23 protein-coding genes are annotated in these 20,411 nt (G+C 45.0%); 2 read left to right on the plus strand and 21 right to left on the minus strand.

Going from position 1 to position 20,411, the window contains the following annotated elements:
- Window positions 1-37: 37 nt before the first annotated feature.
- The 11 genes from NYE62_RS20695 to NYE62_RS20745 form a co-directional block, all read right to left on the minus strand.
- Window positions 38-976, minus strand: coding sequence for a LacI family DNA-binding transcriptional regulator (locus NYE62_RS20695; protein ID WP_012118935.1), 939 nt, complete (start codon window positions 974-976; stop codon window positions 38-40).
- A 62-nt stretch (window positions 977-1,038) separates the two neighbouring features.
- Window positions 1,039-1,797 (minus strand): exodeoxyribonuclease III, encoded by a 759-nt coding sequence (gene xth, locus NYE62_RS20700; protein WP_039253116.1) that lies wholly within the window; start codon window positions 1,795-1,797, stop codon window positions 1,039-1,041.
- A complete protein-coding gene (locus tag NYE62_RS20705; protein WP_342497175.1) occupies window positions 1,794-2,351 on the minus strand; it encodes a methylated-DNA--[protein]-cysteine S-methyltransferase in 558 nt (185 codons plus the stop codon). Before NYE62_RS20705 ends, xth begins: the two co-directional genes overlap by 4 nt.
- Window positions 2,352-2,362: 11 nt before the next feature.
- A complete protein-coding gene (locus NYE62_RS20710; protein ID WP_342497176.1) occupies window positions 2,363-2,929 on the minus strand; it encodes a bifunctional transcriptional activator/DNA repair enzyme AdaA in 567 nt (188 codons plus the stop codon).
- Between the two features lie 192 nt (window positions 2,930-3,121).
- Complete coding sequence (gene rpsR, locus NYE62_RS20715; RefSeq protein ID WP_004392983.1) at window positions 3,122-3,361, minus strand: 30S ribosomal protein S18; 240 nt, start codon at window positions 3,359-3,361, stop codon at window positions 3,122-3,124.
- Between the two features lie 43 nt (window positions 3,362-3,404).
- A complete protein-coding gene (gene ssbA / locus NYE62_RS20720; protein WP_004392979.1) occupies window positions 3,405-3,923 on the minus strand; it encodes a single-stranded DNA-binding protein SsbA in 519 nt (172 codons plus the stop codon).
- A 39-nt stretch (window positions 3,924-3,962) separates the two neighbouring features.
- Window positions 3,963-4,250: a 30S ribosomal protein S6 gene (gene rpsF, locus NYE62_RS20725; RefSeq protein ID WP_004392977.1), complete on the minus strand. Its 288-nt coding sequence runs from the start codon at window positions 4,248-4,250 to the stop codon at window positions 3,963-3,965.
- Window positions 4,251-4,361: 111 nt separating this feature from the next.
- The gene (ychF, locus tag NYE62_RS20730; protein ID WP_004392975.1) at window positions 4,362-5,462 is read right to left on the minus strand and encodes a redox-regulated ATPase YchF; all 1,101 of its coding nucleotides are present in this window, start codon (window positions 5,460-5,462) and stop codon (window positions 4,362-4,364) included.
- A gap of 126 nt (window positions 5,463-5,588) precedes the next feature.
- On the minus strand, window positions 5,589-7,592 hold the full coding sequence (locus tag NYE62_RS20735; protein ID WP_039253106.1) for a molybdopterin-dependent oxidoreductase: 2,004 nt from the start codon (window positions 7,590-7,592) through the stop codon (window positions 5,589-5,591).
- Between the two features lie 46 nt (window positions 7,593-7,638).
- Entirely contained in the window at window positions 7,639-7,845 is a 207-nt protein-coding gene (locus NYE62_RS20740; RefSeq protein WP_004392973.1) for a DUF951 domain-containing protein, read from the minus strand.
- Window positions 7,846-7,930: 85 nt separating this feature from the next.
- Window positions 7,931-8,956 carry a hypothetical protein gene (locus NYE62_RS20745; RefSeq protein WP_088005468.1) on the minus strand — a complete coding sequence of 342 codons (1,026 nt, stop codon included), beginning with the start codon at window positions 8,954-8,956 and terminating at the stop codon, window positions 7,931-7,933.
- A 143-nt stretch (window positions 8,957-9,099) separates the two neighbouring features.
- On the opposite strand from NYE62_RS20745, the gene NYE62_RS20750 reads away from it, so the two are divergent.
- Both NYE62_RS20750 and yyaC read left to right on the plus strand, forming a co-directional pair.
- Window positions 9,100-9,603 carry a GNAT family N-acetyltransferase gene (locus tag NYE62_RS20750; RefSeq protein WP_039253102.1) on the plus strand — a complete coding sequence of 168 codons (504 nt, stop codon included), beginning with the start codon at window positions 9,100-9,102 and terminating at the stop codon, window positions 9,601-9,603.
- 174 nt (window positions 9,604-9,777) lie between these two features.
- Window positions 9,778-10,392, plus strand: coding sequence for a spore protease YyaC (yyaC, locus tag NYE62_RS20755; RefSeq protein ID WP_004392969.1), 615 nt, complete (start codon window positions 9,778-9,780; stop codon window positions 10,390-10,392).
- Between the two features lie 29 nt (window positions 10,393-10,421).
- Here the strand turns inward: yyaC and NYE62_RS20760 are convergent, their stop codons facing one another.
- The 10 genes from NYE62_RS20760 to rpmH all read right to left on the minus strand — a co-directional run bounded on the left by NYE62_RS20760 (window position 10,422) and on the right by rpmH (window position 19,790).
- The gene (locus NYE62_RS20760) at window positions 10,422-11,273 is read right to left on the minus strand and encodes a ParB/RepB/Spo0J family partition protein (protein WP_004392966.1); all 852 of its coding nucleotides are present in this window, start codon (window positions 11,271-11,273) and stop codon (window positions 10,422-10,424) included.
- Window positions 11,266-12,027, minus strand: a complete 762-nt coding sequence (gene soj / locus NYE62_RS20765) for a sporulation initiation inhibitor protein Soj (protein ID WP_007409899.1) — start codon at window positions 12,025-12,027, stop codon at window positions 11,266-11,268. Before soj ends, NYE62_RS20760 begins: the two co-directional genes overlap by 8 nt.
- A gap of 298 nt (window positions 12,028-12,325) precedes the next feature.
- Complete coding sequence (gene noc / locus NYE62_RS20770) at window positions 12,326-13,177, minus strand: nucleoid occlusion protein (protein WP_007409900.1); 852 nt, start codon at window positions 13,175-13,177, stop codon at window positions 12,326-12,328.
- Window positions 13,178-13,298: 121 nt separating this feature from the next.
- On the minus strand, window positions 13,299-14,018 hold the full coding sequence (rsmG, locus tag NYE62_RS20775; protein WP_007409901.1) for a 16S rRNA (guanine(527)-N(7))-methyltransferase RsmG: 720 nt from the start codon (window positions 14,016-14,018) through the stop codon (window positions 13,299-13,301).
- A 13-nt stretch (window positions 14,019-14,031) separates the two neighbouring features.
- Window positions 14,032-15,918, minus strand: a complete 1,887-nt coding sequence (gene mnmG, locus NYE62_RS20780) for a tRNA uridine-5-carboxymethylaminomethyl(34) synthesis enzyme MnmG (protein WP_007615086.1) — start codon at window positions 15,916-15,918, stop codon at window positions 14,032-14,034.
- Between the two features lie 16 nt (window positions 15,919-15,934).
- Window positions 15,935-17,314 (minus strand): tRNA uridine-5-carboxymethylaminomethyl(34) synthesis GTPase MnmE, encoded by a 1,380-nt coding sequence (gene mnmE, locus NYE62_RS20785; RefSeq protein ID WP_007409903.1) that lies wholly within the window; start codon window positions 17,312-17,314, stop codon window positions 15,935-15,937.
- A 289-nt stretch (window positions 17,315-17,603) separates the two neighbouring features.
- Window positions 17,604-18,245, minus strand: coding sequence for an RNA-binding cell elongation regulator Jag/EloR (gene jag / locus NYE62_RS20790; protein ID WP_062623604.1), 642 nt, complete (start codon window positions 18,243-18,245; stop codon window positions 17,604-17,606).
- Window positions 18,242-18,991, minus strand: coding sequence for a YidC family membrane integrase SpoIIIJ (spoIIIJ, locus tag NYE62_RS20795; protein ID WP_007409906.1), 750 nt, complete (start codon window positions 18,989-18,991; stop codon window positions 18,242-18,244). The genes jag and spoIIIJ overlap by 4 nt, the downstream gene beginning before the upstream one ends.
- A gap of 160 nt (window positions 18,992-19,151) precedes the next feature.
- Entirely contained in the window at window positions 19,152-19,502 is a 351-nt protein-coding gene (gene rnpA, locus NYE62_RS20800; protein ID WP_004392944.1) for a ribonuclease P protein component, read from the minus strand.
- Window positions 19,503-19,655: 153 nt separating this feature from the next.
- The gene (gene rpmH / locus NYE62_RS20805; RefSeq protein ID WP_003178075.1) at window positions 19,656-19,790 is read right to left on the minus strand and encodes a 50S ribosomal protein L34; all 135 of its coding nucleotides are present in this window, start codon (window positions 19,788-19,790) and stop codon (window positions 19,656-19,658) included.
- Window positions 19,791-20,411: the final 621 nt, after the last annotated feature.

A 20,411-nucleotide genomic window follows, 5' to 3' on the forward strand; every position in this document is an offset into this window, starting at 1 on the left:
TCTCAATCTATTTATAAAGCATGAAACCCATTTCAGCTCAAGACTTTTTCCGCTGAAATTGATGCATAATTTGTTTTTTAGCCGTTTCTTCGTGAAAAAACAATAAAAATGCTTCCTTTCCGACCCGTTCCAAATGAAGTTCCAGGGATGGAATATTCAATGCCCGGCTGACGCTCAGATTTCCCTCGCCGATGATCTCCGCGTCCCATTTCTGTTCTTTCGCAAACTGGTACAAGCCGGCAGCCACGTCATCACTGTGCGCATAGATGGCCGTCGGCGCCTTGTCGAAACCCCAGAAGTGCTCACCCGCACGCTTTCCATCGTCCATATCATGGCATCCGACCAGAATGCGGGTTTCATCAAGAGAGCCGAAAACCGCCTTATATGCGGTTACCTTGTCGGCCGTACTCGGGCTTTTTTCCGCTTCCCGCACACATGTAAAAGCAACGTCTTGATGCCCGCGGTTTTTCAAATACAAAAAGCTTTCTCTGTATGCTGCCTGCCTGTCATTATAAGCGCAGGGAATCTCTTGATGCTGTGTATATTCACAAGCGACAATGGGACCGTATTCCAGGTAAGGCACGGCGGTCTCCCATTCATTCGCGCGGGACGTGACAATCAGTCCGTCAATCTTTTTCATTTTCAGCAGTTCGAAATATGTCATCTCTATAGCGGGGTCATAGTTGGTGGGGAGAAGGGTTGTCACGTAATCATGGGCAAACGCTTCCTTCGTGATACCGTTTACAATTTTGTCAAAGCAGGGATGGTCGCTGTACGGCAAAATCACACCGATTGTATTGGTCTTTCCGCGAATCAGATCAATGGCGGTTCGATTAGGGGTATAATCCAGCTCCTTCATCACTTGATTCACAAGACGCCTTTTCTCCTCAGATACATACGGATGTCGGTTTAATACGCGTGATACGGTGGCCACCGACACATTCGCCAGTTTCGCAATCTCTTTTATATTTGCCATGTGCTCCTCCATTTTCGGTGATAAAAAAGCAGCAAGAGTGGATTTCTCTTACTGCTATCTCATCATAAATCCACTGTCATTTCAACAGGACAATGGTCAGAACCCATGATATCGGCACAAATGGCCGCTTGGCTGATCCGCTGCTTCAGTCTGTCTGAAACAATGACGTAATCAAGCCGCCAGCCGATGTTTTTCTCACGTGCGTTCGTCCTGTAAGACCACCAGGAATAGGCGCCTTCCCGATCAGGATATAAATAGCGGAATGAGTCGGTAAATCCGGCGCTCAGCAGGGCGCTGAACGCTTCCCGCTCCTGCTCCGAGAAACCGGCGTTCTTCCGGTTGGCTTTCGGATTTTTTAAGTCTATCTCCCTGTGTGCGACATTCAGATCGCCGCATAAGATCACAGGCTTCTTCCGGTCAAGCTTCTGCAGATAATCCTTAAAATCGGCTTCCCATTGAAGACGGTAATCAATTCGCTCTAATCCGCGTTTGGCATTCGGCGTATAACAGTTGACGACAAACACATGCTCAAATTTAAGCGTGATCACCCGTCCTTCTTGATCATGTTCGTCAATCCCCAGTCCATAGAACACGTGCAGCGGCTTTTCTTTCGAAAAAACAGCCGTGCCTGAGTAGCCTTTTTTCACCGCATAGTTCCAATAGGCGTGATATCCTTCAGGTTGTAATGATACTTGTCCGTCCTGTACTTTTGTTTCTTGCAGACATAGAATATCGGCTTCCGTTTCTTGAACGTAAGTATTGATATCTATCTTTTTCATCACGGCACGCAAGCCGTTTACATTCCAAGACATCAGTTTCATGTGATCCCTCCTGTCCGGCTCAGCCGGTATTCCAGTGTTTCAATGTTTCCGCCCTCTAATGCCAGCAGCTGCTTTTTCATTTCTAAACCGCCTCTGAATCCGGTCAGTTTCCCGTTTTTTCCGATGACGCGATGGCACGGAACCGTAATCAGTACCGGATTTTTTCCAATCGCGGCGCCCACGGCTCTTACGGCTGCCGGTTTCTGAATCATTTTTGCTATATCCGAATAGGAGTATATCTCGCCGTACGGTATGTCCATAAGCACTTTCCATACAGCAAGCTGAAATTCTGTCCCGTAAAGATCCACCGACACTGAAAAAGCTGATCTGCCATTTTCAATGTACTCGGACAGCTCTGCCGTGTAAGGCGCCAGCTTTTCATCATCACGTGCCAATCGGTATTGCGGTATTGCTTTTTTTGCCCACTGCTCAAGCTCTTCAAAGCTTCCATAATTTGAACCTATAAAGCAAAGCCCCTTAGATGTGGCGGCTGTATACAGGCTCCAATCATTCCGTGTGAAAAGTGTCCAATAGACCATAGGCTCTTTACTCATATTGAACCTCCCTATCCCATTTTGGCGGTTTTTCTGTATTCTGTGGGCGAACTCCCGGTTCCCTTTTTAAAAAGGGTCGCGAAATGCGCTGTGTTTGGAATTCCGACAGTCAGAGCGATCTCCATGACTGTCATATCAGTATGCTTTAAAAGGTGTTCCGCCTTCGACAATCTTATTTTCTGTATATACGCAATCGGGGATATTCCCCTGATTTTTTTAAATGTCCGCTGTAAATGATAGGGGCTGCCGTGACACATTTCGGCCAGTACACTCAGAGTCAGGGATTCGTGATAATGGCGTTCAATGTATTCAATGATTTGAGCAATCCATTCTTCATCAGGAAGACGAAGACCGTTCGGCCGGCACCTTTTACAGGGACGAAATTGTTTCTCGAGCGCTGCATCAGCCGTATCAAACACCAGCACGTTTTCTTTATTCGGAACTCTCGATTTACAAGAAGGCCGGCAGAAAATCCCTGTCGTTTTTACTGCATAATAAAATGCCCCGTCATAAGAAGCATCATTGTGTATGATTGCGCTCCACTTTTCATCAGTCAGGATATTTCTGTCTGTCTCCATCTCAGCCACCCCCTGTTTTTCAGTATAAACAAATTCATTGGATAAGTACGCGTTTTTGAATAGAGGAGCAAGATAACAAAGATAGGTGTCAGGAGCACTTCCATGTTTCATGTGAAACATTTCGGCAAGATGGAGAGGGACTGATATAAAAAAAGAGCAGGAGCCCGCAGGCTCTTGCTCTTTTCTTTCGGCTTACTCGCCAGTTACGTATGGAAGTAAAGCCATTTGACGTGCGCGTTTGATCGCGATAGTCAATTTACGTTGGTATTTCGCGTTTGTTCCAGTTACACGGCGAGGTAAGATTTTACCACGCTCAGAAACAAACTTTCTAAGAAGATCTACATCTTTGTAATCGATGTGCGTAATGCCGTTAGAAGTGAAGTAACAAACCTTACGGCGTTTCGCACGACCGCCTCTGCGTCCTCCTGCCATTGTCATTTCCCACCTTTCTCGTTATGAATATAGCGATAATCTATTAGAACGGAAGATCATCATCCGAGATGTCAATCGGCTTGCCGTCGTTGGCAAATGGATCATCATTAAAGCTGTTCCCTTGATTTCGTCTCTGGTTGTTCTGATTTCCGCCGAACGGATTATCATTTTGGCCTCCGCCAAAGTATTGGCCTCCGCCGCTGTTTCCTTCGTTGTATCCGCCTGATCCAGAACCGCCGCTGTTTTTAGGCTCAAGAAATTGAACACTTTCAGCTTGGACTTCTGTCACGAAGACACGCTGTCCCTGCTGGTTTTCATAATTTCTTGTCTGGAGTCGGCCGTCTACGCCGGCAAGGCTTCCTTTTTTAAGAAAGTTTGCAACGTTTTCGGCTTGTCTTCTCCAAGTGACACAATTAATGAAATCGGCTTCACGTTCTCCGGACTGGTTCGTGAATGTACGATTCACAGCAAGAGTGAACGTGGCGACAGCCGCACCGCTTGGCGTATAACGAAGCTCTGGGTCTTTTGTCAGTCTTCCGACTAATACAACTCGGTTAAGCATATGAAAGACCACCTTTTAACATTATATATTTCAAATTGCTTATTCTTCTTCTTTAACAACGATGTGGCGAATGATATCGTCACTGATCTTAGCTAAACGGTCGAATTCAGCAACCGCTGCAGCTTCAGACTGAACGTTTAAGATTTGGTAGAAACCGTCACGGAAATCGTTGATTTCGTAAGCAAGACGACGTTTACCCCAATCTTTTGTTCCAGTGATCTCCGCTCCGTTAGAAGTCAATACGTTGTTGAAACGCTCGATAACTGCCTTCTTTGACTCTTCGTCAATGTTCGGACGGATAATGTACATAACTTCGTACTTTTTCATCTGTTTGCACCTCCTTTTGGTCTAAGCGGCCCTATAATGGGCAAGGAGCAATAATTCTATTACTCACAAGTTTATATTATACCAAAGCTCTTGTCCCTTTACAACTGTGTCCTATACATTAAATCGGAAATGAATGACATCTCCGTCTTGGACTACATATTCTTTACCTTCCAGACGCACTTTTCCGGCTTCTTTCGCTCCGGACATTCCGCCGCCTGCCAAAAGGTCTTCATAAGCAACCGTTTCAGCGCGGATAAAGCCGCGTTCAAAGTCAGTGTGGATGATACCCGCACACTCAGGAGCTTTCATGCCTTTTCTGAATGTCCATGCGCGCACTTCCTGTTCGCCCGCCGTAAAGTATGTCGCAAGGCCGAGAAGAGAGTATGACGCTTTAATCAGCTGATCAAGACCTGATTCTTCGATGCCGAGCTCCTCAAGGAACATTTGCTTTTCTTCGCCTTCCAATTCAGCAATTTCAGACTCAATTTTCGCACAGACGACGATAACTTCGGCGTTTTCACCCGCAGCGTACTCCCGGATTTTCGCAACATATTCATTATCTGAAGGATCAGCCACTTCATCCTCGCTTACATTTGCTACATAAAGCACGGGTTTTGACGTAAGCAAATGAAGCTGCTTCACAAGCTTTTGCTGTTCTTCCGTAAATTCAACGGAACGGGCAGGCTTTTCTTGTTCGAAAGCTTCTTTTAATTTAGACAGAATGTCAAATTCAAAAACCGCTTCTTTGTCTTTTTGCTTCGCAAGCTTGCTTACACGCGTGATGCGTTTTTCGACTGTCTCCATGTCGGCAAGAATCAATTCAAGATTGATCGTTTCAATATCGTCAATCGGATCGACTTTCCCTGACACGTGCGTAATATTGTCATCAGCGAATGCGCGTACAACGTGGCAGATCGCATCAACCTGACGGATATGAGAAAGAAACTTATTACCGAGTCCTTCACCTTTTGATGCGCCTTTTACGATCCCCGCGATATCAGTGAATTCAAACGCAGTCGGCACCGTTTTTTTCGGGTTCACCAATTCAGTCAGCTTTTGCAGACGTTCATCCGGCACTTCCACGATTCCCACGTTCGGATCAATTGTACAGAACGGGTAGTTGGCTGATTCGGCACCAGCCTGGGTAATTGCATTAAATAACGTCGATTTTCCGACATTCGGCAAACCGACAATTCCAGCAGTTAAAGCCATTCTTTCATCTCCTCTATATCAAACCATCATCGTATAAACGTATTGTAAACCTAGAGCAATTATAAGGAGGTTCATAGGAAAAGACAAGCTGAGAAAAAAGCATTTCCCGCCCTCTCTCTCCTTAGATTATCCTTTTTTAACCGCTACCAGACAGTCAAAAAGCGTACTTCCCATTCCATTATCGGAATTTGAATCCTTTGTGAGCATATTGACGGAGCCTCCGAATGCCGCCCACATGCCTTCATCTATATTCACCGTCTTCGGGTGAGCCTGCTTCATGATTTTCACCCTGCCGCGCAGACTGCCGCGGTCATTGTACACCTCTGCCGTATCTCCGTCTTGAAGTGAAAGCTCCTCGGCGATATCCGGCGACAGGTCCACTTGAATCTGCTGAAGCTTTTCAATAAACGGCACGTGCTGTGAATGATTGGAGCGCTGCGGGTGAATGGACAGCAGCGTATACGGATATTTCCCGGCCAGTCCGGCGTCATGATAAACAGACTCCTCCGGCACTTCCAATTGAGGGAGGCCGCTGTATCCTTTCTCTTCTGCCAGTGACGAGACGAATTCAAATTTTCCGCTCGGGGTTAAAAATTGAAAATCACTCCACGGAACCTGTTTGACCGGAAGCGGCATATGTCCTTTTTCCTTTAATTGCTCAAGGGTGATTCCTTCTTTCTCCAAAGAAGAGAGCCCCATTTTTAAGAAATCTTCCGTACTGTAATCAAACAGCTCCCCGAATCCGAGACGCTTTGCGAGCTCCGTCCAGATCCAGCGGTCTGATTTTGCCTCTCCCTGCGGTTCCGCAAGCTTCTTGCCATATTGAACATAGTGATGATACATGCTGGAATAATAAATATCTTCCTCTTCGAAAACAACGGCTGTCGGCAGCACATAGTCACAGAGCTTCGCCGTATCGGTCATGACCGAATCAATGGCCACTGTGACCGGTGTTTTTTCAAATGCTTCCTTCACTTTTTTTGTATTCGGCACCTGTGTCAGCGGATTGCCGCACGTCACGATGATCATCTCAATCGGCGGATCGGCTGCATTCAGCGCCTCTTCGGCTTGAGTCATCATCGAAAACGTTCTCGAACTTTTCTTCAGATCAGGACGGGTGAGCTCGGCCTTTGCAAAGCTTTCACCGACTTGCACATTTCCGAAGTTTGCGCCGCCGCCTTTGATACCGACATTTCCGCTCGCCGCAGCTAAAGCGTCAATCCACCGTATCGTCCCGCCCCCGTTTTTATATCTCTGCATCCCAAGACCCATAAAAGTGGAGGCGGGACCGTCAGCATATAAATCAGCAAGATATTCAATCACTTCTAAAGACGTTTCTGTTTTCTCAATGATCTCCTCAATAGAAATCGTCTGCAGAAGCTTTTCTATTTCTTCAAAACCGACCGAATGCCTTTGAATAAAATCAGAATCGGTTCTGCCGGTTTGGCATAATATTTTTAAAACACCCGCCGCAAGCCAGCCATCCATGCCGGGTTTGACGGATATATACCGATCGGCAAGCTTGGCAGTCGGGTTAAAAATAGGATCAATGACCGTCAGTGTCGCTCCTTTTTTCTTCACCTGCTGCAGATGATGATAGAGGTGCATATTCGTCCGGGACACGTTTCTGCCCCATACGATCACATGCTTGCTGTGATAAATATCAAGCGGTCCATGCCCGTAAGAACGCCCGAAATCCCAGCGCTGCGCTTCAATGCCGGAACCCCAGCAAATGCTGCCCGCAATCTCCGTCACACCGCCGTATCCATTGAAAAAACGCTGGTCGAGCGCCTTCAAAAGACCGTTATTGGCGTAATCATGACTGTGCAGCACTGCGGCAGTGCCCAACGTCTCCTTAATCACCGCCATTTTTTCAGCAATTTCATCTAACGCCTGCTCCCAGGAAACGCGGACAAATTCGCCGTCTTTCTTTTTTAAAGGAAAACGAAGCCGTTCCGGCGCATTCGTTTTCGTCTCCAGCATTCTGCCACGGCCGCAAATTTTCCCTTCCGTAATGGGATGATTCGGGTCTCCGTCTACTTTCGTCACCTTTCCATCCTCAACTGTCACCAAAAAGCCGCAGCTGTCCCAGCAATTCAGCGGGCACGCTGACTGATGCACTTTGCTCATCGGGCCTCTTCCTCTCCTCTATATGAAAAAGCATGAGCGCCAGCCCTTATGATGTAGGCTCCTCATGCTTGACGAGTACTTTTTTCAACTTTCTCTCAAAATCTCTTCTCGGAATCATGACACTGTGGGAACAACCCGTGCATTTAATCCGAATATCCATTCCCATCCGAATGATTTTCCACCTGTTTTCACCGCAAGGATGCGGTTTCTTCATTTCAACAATATCATTCAGGCCAAAGTCTTTATCCGCCAAGACCCTTCACCTCTCTCCATAGACTGCTTTATTTATTGTACAAAAAAAAACAGGATAAGAGCAACGGCCGCACTCAAAATGAGCATTATACTTTTTTCCATCTCCCTAAAATAGGGTAAAGAAGAAGACATACCAGCAAATAAAGACTTAAAAGCCCGTAAATAGGATATAAAATGGCGATCAAATCTGAAAAACCGATTGTCGTAAAAGGCACCATCACAGCTAACAGAAGAGATACGAGCGTCCATCTCGGCAATTTCACAAATGCAAGCATGCGGCTGGACAGCCCGAACAGACCGGTCACGGTTGTCGTATAGATGGCTAAAAAAAGCACGGCGGCCATACAAAGAAATAACGGATAAGGAGCGCCTTCAAGGACGGCGAAAAGAGGAATCTCATATTGTGTAAGACTGCCTGAAAGCTGTACAAGCGTTTCATTGTAAACAAATGAAATCATACCGAAAATCAGCCCGCTTGCAACGCTTGCGATTTTCGCTTCTCCCAGTCCCTTCATATCTTTTCCGATTGAAGAAAGAACAGCGACAACAGAAAGGATGTTTAAGGACGTGAAGGTAATGCTTGCCGGCCAATTATACTGGCGGGTCAAATCTATCGTCCACGTGTAATGATGGGTTGTCTGAAAAAAGACCAATGCATATAACAGCCCCGCTACAAGAATCGGTATCAAAATACTATTCAGAGATAATATTCCTTTTATATCCCAAAAGAATAAACCGACGGTCACAATGCAAAGAAGAAAAATACCGATCCAAAACGGCAGTTTGTACATTTGCAGCGTCACACCGCCGCCGGCAATCATAACCATCGTCATTGAAAACAAATAAAACATAATAAGCACATCATAGACTTTAGCAAGAGCCGGCCCCATCAGATGCTCAAGCACAGGTAAAAAGTGCGTTGATTGAACCCGATAGCTGATCTTCAACACAATATAAGCCGAAATCGTAAACATGACTGTAAACAATACAATAGCCAGTCCGCTTTCGACACCGAAAAACTGCCATATTTCCTGCCCGCTTGCATACCCAGCCCCAATCTGGCTGCTTAATATGAGCAGCATCCACTTCATCCCGGCTCTCCACACCCTCATCACCTCATAAAATTTCTGATCATCTCCGCATATTGCTACTATATTGAGTGACAGCGGCAATCATTCATACAAATGGGACAAATATGGTATGTTAATACAGATTGACTATTCAGAAAAATTCACTTATGCAAGGAGCTCAAACCATGTACATCAGGCATTTAACCGCAAATGATACCCAGCCTTATTCCGATATCAGGCTCAAAGCTTTAAAAGATTACCCGGACGCATTTGCCGTCAGCTATGATGAGGAGAAAGAATGGCCGTCCGAAAAATTTAAAGCCAGGCTTGAAGCCGACAATGCCACCGTGCTTGGCGTCTTTGAAAAAGACAGACTGATAGGAATCCTCAAGATCTCCAAGCATCCGCTGTTTAAACTAAGACACATTGCGGTTATCGGTTCTATGTATATTTCCCCCAAACACCGAGGGTCAGGCGCGGGAAAAGCTTTAATGACGGAAGCCATCAGCCGAGCAAAAAAGATGAAGGACACAGAACAGCTTCATCTCTCTGTTACCTCAACAAATGAACCCGCAAAAAAACTCTACGCCCAGTTAGGATTTATTCTCTTCTCTACAGAAAAAAGAGCGCTGAAATTAGATCATCAGCGATATGTCGATGTAGATCAAATGGTCTTATTTCTTTCATGAACTTAGAGAACAATCGCTCTGGGTTCTTTTTTCTATCCCGCTCTTTTCAAACAACCGGCATGCTGATCACGACATAAGCATAAAAAAAGGAAGCGCTGGATATACTGTAAACAACCATACAACACCAAAAACAACAATGTAATACTCGTATGACATGACAAGGAAGTGAACCTTATGAATCGAAAAGGCGGGCTTTTTTCTCAAGAACGGGCAAAACAATATGTATCTCATACGGATTCTTCTGCTGCGAATCAAATACAAGCGATCCTTACTTCATCTTTACGTAAAGCAGCCGGCAGACCGTTAGTCACCGTGTGTATCGGCACAGATCGGTCGACCGGAGATTCATTAGGTCCGCTCGTAGGAACAAAGTTAGAAAAAATGAATTTAGGCAGATTGCACGTTTACGGCACGCTGTCAGATCCTGTTCACGCCGTCAATATGAAAGACAAGCTGAAAGATATTCAACATCTACATAAAAATCCGTTTATTATAGCGGTTGATGCTTGTTTAGGCCGCGTCAAAAGCGTAGGGTCATTTCAAATCGGCGATGGGCCGCTGAAGCCCGGAGCAGGTGTTCAAAAAGATCTTCCTGAAATCGGTGACGTCCATATCAATGGAATCGTCAATGTCAGCGGGTTTATGGAGTATTTTGTCCTGCAGAATACGAGGCTTCATCTTGTTATGAGCATGGCAAATGTTTTAGCAGAGGGGTTACAGCTGACAGATAAATCAGAAGGCCGGCAGGAACGGCTCAGTCCGTTTCATAAGCTGACAAGACGTATATAAAAAACCATCTTTTTTTAAAAAGATGGTTTTTACGCTTCTCTTTCAGACAATAGTTCTAGGATACGTTCAAGATCTTCATTTGAGAAAAACTCAATCTCAATCTTCCCTTTTTTCTTTTGTCTCTTAATATTTACTGTTGTTCCGAAGTAATTTTGCAAATACGATTCCCGCTCTTTTAACACCACATCTTGAACAGGTTCTTTTTTCTTTGTTTCACGTGGAACATTGTTATTTAACTGCTGAATCAGCTGCTCAAGCTGACGGACGTTCAGCTGTTCTTCAACCACTTTCTTCACAAGCGGTTCAAGCTTGTTTTTATTTTTCAAACCAAGCAAGGTTCTGCCGTGTCCCATGGATAACGTACCTTCTGCAATGAGGTTCTGGATGCTTTCCGGCAGTGTCAGCAGTCTTAAATGGTTGGCAATATGAGGCCTGCTTTTTCCGAGCCGTTTAGCGAGCTGTTCCTGGGTTAAATCCAAATGCTTCAGCAGTGAGTCATATGCCAGAGCTTCTTCAAGCGGTGATAAGTCTTCACGCTGAAGGTTTTCCAAAAGAGCGATTTCCCGCATCAGCGATTCAGATAAATCCCGCACGATAGCCGGCACTGTCTCTTTACCGGCAAGTTTTGCGGCGCGGTAACGGCGTTCGCCGGCTACAATATCATAGCCCTTCAATGATTTTCTCACGATAATGGGCTGAAGAATGCCATGCTGAATGATGGATTCCTTCAGTTCAGCTAATGACTCATCGTCAAATTGTTTTCTTGGCTGATAAGGATTGGGACGTAAATCACTGATTTTAATCTCTTCCACTGTCTCTTCAGACAAATCAACCTGATTAAACAACGCGTTAATCCCTTTTCCGAGCCCGCCTTTAGCCATTCGCTGCCACTTCCTTTGCTAAATCTAAATATACTTCCGCACCTCTCGAACGCGGATCGTATAATATGATCGGCTTGCCGTGACTCGGCGCCTCACTTAAACGGACATTTCGAGGAATAATGGTTTGATACACTTTATCTCTAAAGTATTTCTTTACCTCTTCTATCACTTGAATGCCGAGATTCGTTCTGGCATCAAGCATCGTCAGAAGCACTCCTTCTATCATTAAGTCGGTATTTAAATGTTTTTGCACAAGCCGAACTGTATTTAATAATTGACTCAATCCTTCAAGAGCGTAGTATTCGCACTGAACCGGGATAACGACTGAATCTGAAGCGGTAAGCGCATTAATCGTTAATAACCCGAGAGACGGAGGACAATCAATAATCATGTAATCGTAATTTTGTTTCACTGATTCTAATGCTCTTTTCAGCCTGACCTCCCGTGAGATCGTCGGAACCAATTCGATTTCCGCTCCCGCAAGCTGGATCGTGGCCGGAATGACATCTAAGTTCTCTACTGAAGTCGGTTTAATAATATCTGTAACATCTGCATCATCTACTAAAATGTCGTACACACAATGATCCACATCGGCTTTTTCAATCCCTAATCCGCTCGTTGCATTGCCCTGCGGATCAATATCAACAAGAAGAACCCTTTTACCTATGTAAGCCAAGCAAGCCCCCAGATTAACAGAAGTCGTCGTCTTCCCGACTCCGCCTTTTTGGTTCGTAATTGCTATGATTTTTCCCACGATGTCACCTACCTTCACATGAACATATACTGTCTTGTTTCTATCTTATCAAAAAAAGAGTAAAGCGTTTTATTTTTTTCATAATTTGTTTATCAGCAAGTGAAAAAAATGTAAACGAAAAAGACACTTTCTAATATAAGTTCTCCGATAAAGTGACTTTTTTGACTGTAAAAAGACAATTCACGACAAAAAAAGATAAAATTTTACATTTATAATACATAGTGCAGAATACATCTATTATTATCTCAAAATAGTTTTTTGACCTAAATAAAAACTCCCCTGCTGATCAGGAGAGTTTTTATTTAGGTATCCGAATGGTAAGCTGAATGTACTCTTCGAATTCTTCTTCCTCAGTATTCAGTCTGACGCCGCTGTCTTCCACCATGGACAAGGACTGGCGAATCGTATTCATCGCAATTCTTGTATCCCTGCTGAACGCTTTGCGTCTCGGCTTTGGTTTCTGCTTATTCTGTTCAAGCATTTTCACCACTCTGTCTTCCGTCTGCTTGACGTTTAAGCTTTTCTCAATGATTTCCGCAAGCAATGTGACCTGAAACTCCGGCTGTTTGAGCGGAATCAGTGCTCTTGCATGACGTTCCGTAATTTTTTTCTCCATAATGGCATCCTGGACGGGTTCCGGGAGCTTTAACAATCGGAGCTTGTTCGCAATCGTTGACTGGCCTTTTCCTAAGCGCTGCGCCAAGGCTTCCTGTGTTAAATCATGAAGTTCTAACAGCCTTGCGTACGCATGAGCTTCCTCAATGGAGGACAATTCTTCCCTTTGCAGGTTTTCAATCAAAGCGACAGATGCTGTTTCCGTATCAGAAAAATCTTTAATAATTGCGGGAATCTTCTCCCATTCAAGCGTCTGTACCGCTCTCCAGCGCCTTTCACCCGCAATGAGCTCATATTGTCCTTCATCTTCTGTATGTCTGACAACAATCGGCTGAATGATGCCGTGTGTATGGATAGTCATTGCTAACTCTTTGATTTTTTCATCTGAGAAAATGGTGCGTGGCTGAAAACGGTTGGGAACGATAGCATGTACCGGTATTTCGAGTATCTCTTCTTTGTTTGTATCATGCTCAGCTATCTCCGGTTCCTCTTCCTTCTCACCAAACCCGAAGAAACGAGAGAATGAATGCTTCATGTACCTACACCACCTTTAAAAACTGCCATTTTTATAATTCTATTTTCTCATGGTTTTTCCTGCTGTATCTTCATCAATTTTGCAGAAAATATGATGGAATTGTCACATCAGGCTGTCTAAATTACCCTTCAATTGGCGATTTATTTGGAGTACCCGGTTTTCTCGGATATTTTTTCGGAGTGCTTTTCGTCTTACGAATGATCATGATGTTCCGTTCACTTTCTTCAACAGGAAGTGTAAAGGAATGAACTTGTTCAAGCTCTCCTCCCAATACTTTAATCGCCTTTTGCCCCGCTTTCAGCTCTTCATCAGCTGCTGCTGCTTTTAGTGCCGCAAATACGCCGTTTTTCTTGGCCAGCGGCAGACAAAGCTCACTCAGGACCGACAGACGCGCCACCGCACGGGCCGTCACGAGATCGAAGCTTTCCCGTACGTCTTTCCGCTGTCCGAATGTCTCCGCTCTGTCATGGACAAATGTCGTATGCTCTAATTGTAAAGCATCAGAGAGAGTTTCCAAAAACGTAATCCGCTTATTCAGTGAATCGACGATGGTGACATGCAGATGCGGGAAGCAGATTTTGATGGGCAGGCTTGGGAAACCGGCGCCGGCGCCGACATCACAAAGAGTGGTAACCTTTTCAAAATCAATATAAAATGCCGCCGTTATCGAATCATAAAAATGCTTGAGATAAACTTCCTTTTTCTCAGTGATAGATGTCAGATTCATTTTTTCGTTCCATTCCACGAGCATCCGGTAATACAACTCGAATTGCTCCAGCTGGCGGTCAGAAAGGGAAATCCCTTTCTCCGCTAAACTGGATGTAAATTCCTCTATATTCATGCCGTCATCCTTTCTATTCAGCTACCTTGGCAATACGGCCCTGCTCCAGGTATACCAGCAGGATTGAAATGTCTGCCGGATTGACGCCGGAAATACGGGACGCTTGAGCAACTGATAAAGGACGCACTTCTTTCAGCTTTTGACGGGCTTCAGTAGCAATTCCTTTAATGGCGTCATAATCAATCCGATCAGGGATTTTTTTATTTTCCATTTTCTTCAGCTTTTCCACTTGCTGCAAGGATTTTTCGATATATCCTTCATATTTCACCTGAATTTCCACTTGTTCCGCCACATCTTGCGGCACCGGAGAATCTGCAGGCGCAAGTTTTGTCACTGTTTCATAATTCATTTCCGGACGTTTCATTAAATCTGTGCCGCGCACTCCGTCTTTCAGCTCGCTTCCGCCGAGTGAACGGATATATTCCTGATTCTCAGGAGACGGCTTGATAATAACAGACCAGAGACGTTTTTTCTCCGCCTCGATCGCCGCTTTTTTCTTCTCAAACGCTTCATAGCGCTCATCAGAAATTAAGCCGATATCGTGGCCGATTTCCGTCAGACGAAGATCCGCGTTGTCGTGACGGAGCAGCAGTCTGTATTCCGCCCGTGAAGTCAGCAGACGGTACGGTTCATTGGTTCCTTTCGTTACCAAATCATCAATCAATACACCGATATAAGCATCGGAACGGCTGAGGATCACTTCTTCTTTTCCAAGCGCTTTGCGGCCTGCGTTGATCCCTGCCATAATTCCTTGCCCGGCTGCTTCCTCATAACCTGATGTACCGTTAATTTGACCGGCCGTGTACAGGTTAGGGATTTTTTTCGTCTCCAGTGTAGGCCAGAGCTGCGTCGGTACAATCGCGTCATACTCAATCGCGTATCCGGCTCTCATCATCTGCACCTTTTCCAGTCCCGGAATGGTCGCCAGCATCCGCTGCTGCACGTCCTCAGGAAGACTCGTGGATAAACCTTGAACGTATACTTCCTGCGTATTTCTGCCTTCTGGCTCAAGGAAAATCTGATGACGCGGTTTATCATTAAACCGAACGACTTTATCTTCAATCGAAGGGCAGTATCTCGGTCCCGTTCCTTTAATCATACCGGAATACATTGGCGAACGATGCAGGTTGCTGTCGATGATCTCATGAGTCTCAGGACTCGTGTAAGTCAGCCAGCAAGGCAGCTGATCGGTAATGTATTCAACCGTTTCATATGAGAAAGCGCGCGGAACCGGGTCCCCCGGCTGGATTTCTGTTTTGCTGTAATCAATGGAATCGCTTGAGACACGAGGAGGCGTACCCGTTTTAAAACGGACGAGATCAAAACCGAGCTCCTCTAAGTGCTCAGAAAGTTTAATAGACGGCTGCTGGTTATTCGGACCGCTTGAGTAAGACAGATCACCGAGAATGATCCGCCCTCTTAAATACGTTCCGGTTGTCAGCACGACCGTTTTTGCCTTATATTCAGCACCGGTTTGCGTAATGACACCGCGGCACTCTCCGTCTTCAATGATTAAACGCTCGGCAATCCCTTGAAGAAGTGTCAAATTCGGTGTTTTTTCCAGCGTATGCTTCATTTCGTGCTGATATTGGAATTTATCCGCCTGCGCACGCAGCGCCCGTACGGCCGGACCTTTTCCTGTATTCAGCATTCTCATTTGAATATGCGTTTTATCTATATTTCTAGCCATTTCTCCGCCGAGCGCATCAATTTCGCGGACGACAATCCCTTTCGCGGGGCCGCCGACAGACGGATTACATGGCATAAACGCAACCATATCAAGATTGATCGTCAAAACAAGCGTTTTGGCTCCCTGGCGCGCGGATGCGAGGGCAGCCTCAACACCGGCATGCCCGGCGCCGATGACAATCACGTCGTATTGGCCTGCTTCATACCCCATGGTTTTTTCCTCCCTTTTATTTACCTAAACAAAATTGTGAAAAGAGCTGATCAATTAAGCTTTCGTGGACGGCATCACCGATGATTTCGCCCAGCAGCTCCCAGCACCTTGTCAAATCAATTTGCACCATATCAATCGGAACATCCTGTTCAATTCCGTTCAGCGCATCATCAATCGCTTGCTTTGCCTGATGCAGTATCGAGATATGACGGGTGTTGCTGACATAGGTGAGATCTCCGCTTTCGATCGCTCCTGTATAAAATAGCGACTGAATCGCTTCCTCTAAATCTTGAATGCCTTCTTCTTTCAGCAATGAGGTCGTGACGACAGGCCGGCCTTTCGCCAGTTCCTTGACGCGCTCAGCGTCAATCTTAGCCTCAAGATCCGTCTTATTCATAATGACAATGACGTCCATTCCCTCAACCGCTTCAAACAATTTCACATCTTCTTCAGAAAGCTCTTCGCTGTGGTTAAGCACAAGCAAAATGAGATCCGCTTCCTTCAGAACCTGCCGTGACCGTTCCACACCGATTCTTTCGACGATGTCTTCTGTCTCACGGATTCCGGCGGTATCGACAAGCCGAAGCGGCACGCCTCGGACATTGACATATTCCTCAATCACATCACGCGTCGTTCCCGGAATATCGGTTACGATCGCCTTCGTTTCATGGACAAGGCTGTTAAGCAGAGAGGATTTTCCGACGTTCGGACGGCCGATGATCACGGTAGACAGTCCCTCACGCAAAATTTTCCCCTGCTCAGACGTACGGAGCAGCGCCTCGATTTCTTTCTTCACGCCGCTTGCCTTCTCCACTAAAAGCTGATGCGTCATTTCTTCGACGTCATCATATTCCGGATAATCTATATTAACCTCAACATGGGCAAGTGTTTCTAACAACTCATCACGCAGACGGCGGACAAGCGCGGAAAGCCGTCCTTCCATCTGGTTCATGGCGACATTCATGGCACGGTCCGTTTTGGCCCTGATCAGATCCATCACCGCTTCCGCCTGTGAAAGGTCAATCCGTCCGTTTAAAAATGCGCGCTTCGTAAACTCACCGGGTTCTGCCAGTCTCGCACCTTCTCTTAAAGCAAGCTGGAGCACCTGATTAACCGTCACAATACCCCCGTGACAGTTGATTTCAATGACATCTTCCCTTGTGAATGTTCTGGGCGCTCTTAAAACAGACACCATGACTTCCTCAATAATCCGTCCCGTCGTGCTGTCCGCGATATGCCCGTAATGAATGGTATGCGATTCTGCCGAACTGAGCGTTTTGCCTTTCGGACCCTTGTACATTTTGTCGGCGATCTTTACGGCTTCCGGGCCGCTCAGCCGAACGATCGCGATCGCGCCTTCACCCATCGGAGTTGAAATCGCTGCAATTGTATCCATGCTGTTCACCTCTCTTTATCTCTGTTTCCATCTATATAAAAAATTTTATTTACGCCAAAATTAAAAGATAACATAGTTTGGTTTGAAGTGGAAGATACGTTATCCACAAAGGCAGAAATTCATCCCTTATTACTTTAACTTATCCACATGTGAATAACAATTAATTTTATTTCCTAAAACCTTTTTTATCAACAGCATAGACCGAAAAAGAAAAAACTTAAACGCAAAAAATGCGATTCTGCTTAGGAATAGAGCCATTTTTACCAATAAAAAAACCGAAGTTCCGATTTTACCCGGACTTCGGTTTTCTGCTATCTTTATGGGAAATAACGAGATGGCGGTACCGGCCTTCACCGGTAGAAAACGTTTTGATATTTGGATGCTTTGACAGCGCGTCATGGATGATTTTTCTTTCACCTGACGGCATCGGTTCTAAATGCACATCTTTTTCCGTTTTCGACACTTGCTTGGCCAGCCTGTTTGCCAGCTGCTCCAGAATTTCTCTTCTTTTCCGCCGATAATTCTCAGCGTCGACAACGGCTTGGCGATACTGGCCGGAGCCGCGGTTCAAAACAAGCTGCGTCAATGTTTCCAGGGCATTGAGTGTTTGTCCTCTTTTGCCAATAAGCAGCGCCGCTTTTTCACCTTTAATGTGAAAACAGACTGTTTTCTTGTTTTCTTCCGTAACAATCTCAGAAGGTCCGGCAATGGAATGGATGATTTCTTCCAAATACGCTTTCGCTTCATGAACAGGATTTTTTTTCTCTTCCAGTTCTACGATCGCATTCTTTTTTCCGAAAATACCCAAAAACCCTTTGTATTCTTCTTGCACCACCGTTATTTCTACTTGATCTTTCGTCAGTTGAAGTTCCTGAAGGCCTGATTGAACTGCTTCTTCGACATTCCGTCCCGCAGCAGTCACCTTCTTCACTTTTTCTTTCCTCCCGCTTTCTGCGTTTCCGGATCATGTTTAATGTCAGGTCCTTTAATAAGGAATGTCTGAGCTATCATAAACAGGTTTCCGACTACCCAATACAGAGAAAGCGCGCTCGGGAAGTTGATCGCAAATACGATGATCATGATCGGCATAATCCATACCATCATTGCCATTTGAGGATTCTGAGTCGGATTTCCGGCCATCATCAGCTTCTGCTGGACAAAAGTGGCCACACCGGCAACGATAGGAAGAATATAGTAAGGATCCTTCTCTCCTAGGTCAAACCATAAAAAGCTGTGCTGTGAAATGGCTTGCGTACGCATAATGGCGTGGTAGAATCCGATCAAAATCGGCATTTGAATCAGGATCGGGAAACATCCCGCCAGCGGGTTTACCCCGTGCTTTGAAAACAGGGCCATCGTTTCCTGCTGAAGCTTCTGCTGCGTTTTTTGATCTTTAGAGCTGTATTTTTCTCTGAGCTTCTGCATTTCAGGCTGCAGCGCCTGCATCGCTTTTGAGCTTCGAAGCTGTTTGATCATCAGCGGCAGAATCAGCAGACGAATTAAAATCGTAACGATGATGATCGATAAACCATAGTTATCGCCCGTCAGTTTCGCTACGTACGTAATGACTTCTGACAATGGATACACAACATATTTGTCCCAGAAATGCGGACTATTCGCCGTAATCGGCTCTTTCACACTCGAGCACCCGGCCAGCAGCACGAGCATACCGACCATACTCAGTAGTAACCATATTCTCCTTTTCAAGAACGTTTCCTCCTATACCAATCTTTATGAACCTTGTATGTATTTTAGCATCTTTCAGTTTCAAATGGCGTTCATTTTTCGCCAAATAAAAGGAAGCGCTTTTAAAAACGTGAAGAAAACAAAATATGAGCTATTTTGACGAAGATTTCTTATATAATGAGGTTTTTCTGAATAAGTGCTGCAGACTCTTTTTCGTTTCTTCAAAACTGAGGTCGCCGGCGGGTTTTCTTGCGATAATAATAAAATCTTTCGGCTTGAGCAGCTCTTTTTCCTCCTGAACAGCCTGTCTGATTAACCGCTTCACCCGATTGCGCACGACGGCATTGCCGATTTTTTTACTGACAGAAAGCCCTACCCGGAGCTCTTCCTGTTTCGGCTGATCAAGCGTATACAGCACGAACTGGCGGTTTGCCATAGACGTTCCGCGTTTAAACACTTTTTGAAAATCTTCATTTTTCTTTAACCGATTTCGCTTCTTCACTTTAATTCACTCCGATATTCACTCGCAGAAACTTTTATTACTATCTAAAAAAAACGGGCCGCCGGAATACTGAAGAAATTTCTCCAGTACCGGGCGACGCATGACATCTCACTCTCTTAATGTGAAAAAAGACCACTGACATTATTCAGTGGCCTAAGCTGATAATACTTTTCTGCCTTTGCGGCGACGGCGTGCTAATACTAGACGACCGTTTTTTGAACTCATACGGCTTCTGAAGCCATGAACTTTACTGCGTTTACGGTTATTCGGTTGGAATGTTCTTTTCATTTATGACACCTCCCTCGAGGAATAGCTGTTAAAGACAGTCTTACTTATTATATTTGTGCTGCCTATTCATTGTCAACTTCAGCAGTGCTTTTATTTCTTACAACCATAATAGGATAACATACCTTAACCAGTTTAGAAACCTTATTTTTCATATTCCTTTTTTTAACGCAAAAAAAAAGCCGCGCTCCCCCGAAAAAACGACATGTGGATAATTTTTTGGCCTTTTTTTAATATCCACAGTCGTTATCGACAACATTTTCACATTGCTAACTCCTGTGGACAAAGATTTTTCAACAAGTTGTCAGGTTTGTGGATAAGATTACGAGAACCATTGCAAGTCCTCGCTTAATTTGATATTATATTTGTGTTTTAACTCTTAATTACTTATCCAGTCCATTCTCTTTATCCACAAACTGTGGATAAGTTGTGGATTGTTTTCACACAGCTTGTGTAGATTGTTGTCCACAACTTGTGGAATTTGTCGAAAAGCTGTTTTTCTACTATACTATATGTTTTCAACATTTCGTGTGTACGAATGGTCAGAGCCATATGCTCTTTTTTTGTGTTCTATAACAGGGAAAGGGTGCTGATTTTTAAAGAAAAGGAGGGCTGTGCCGGATA

This window comes from Bacillus sp. FSL K6-2861, from assembly GCF_038630725.1.
Lineage (GTDB): Bacteria > Bacillota > Bacilli > Bacillales > Bacillaceae > Bacillus > Bacillus velezensis.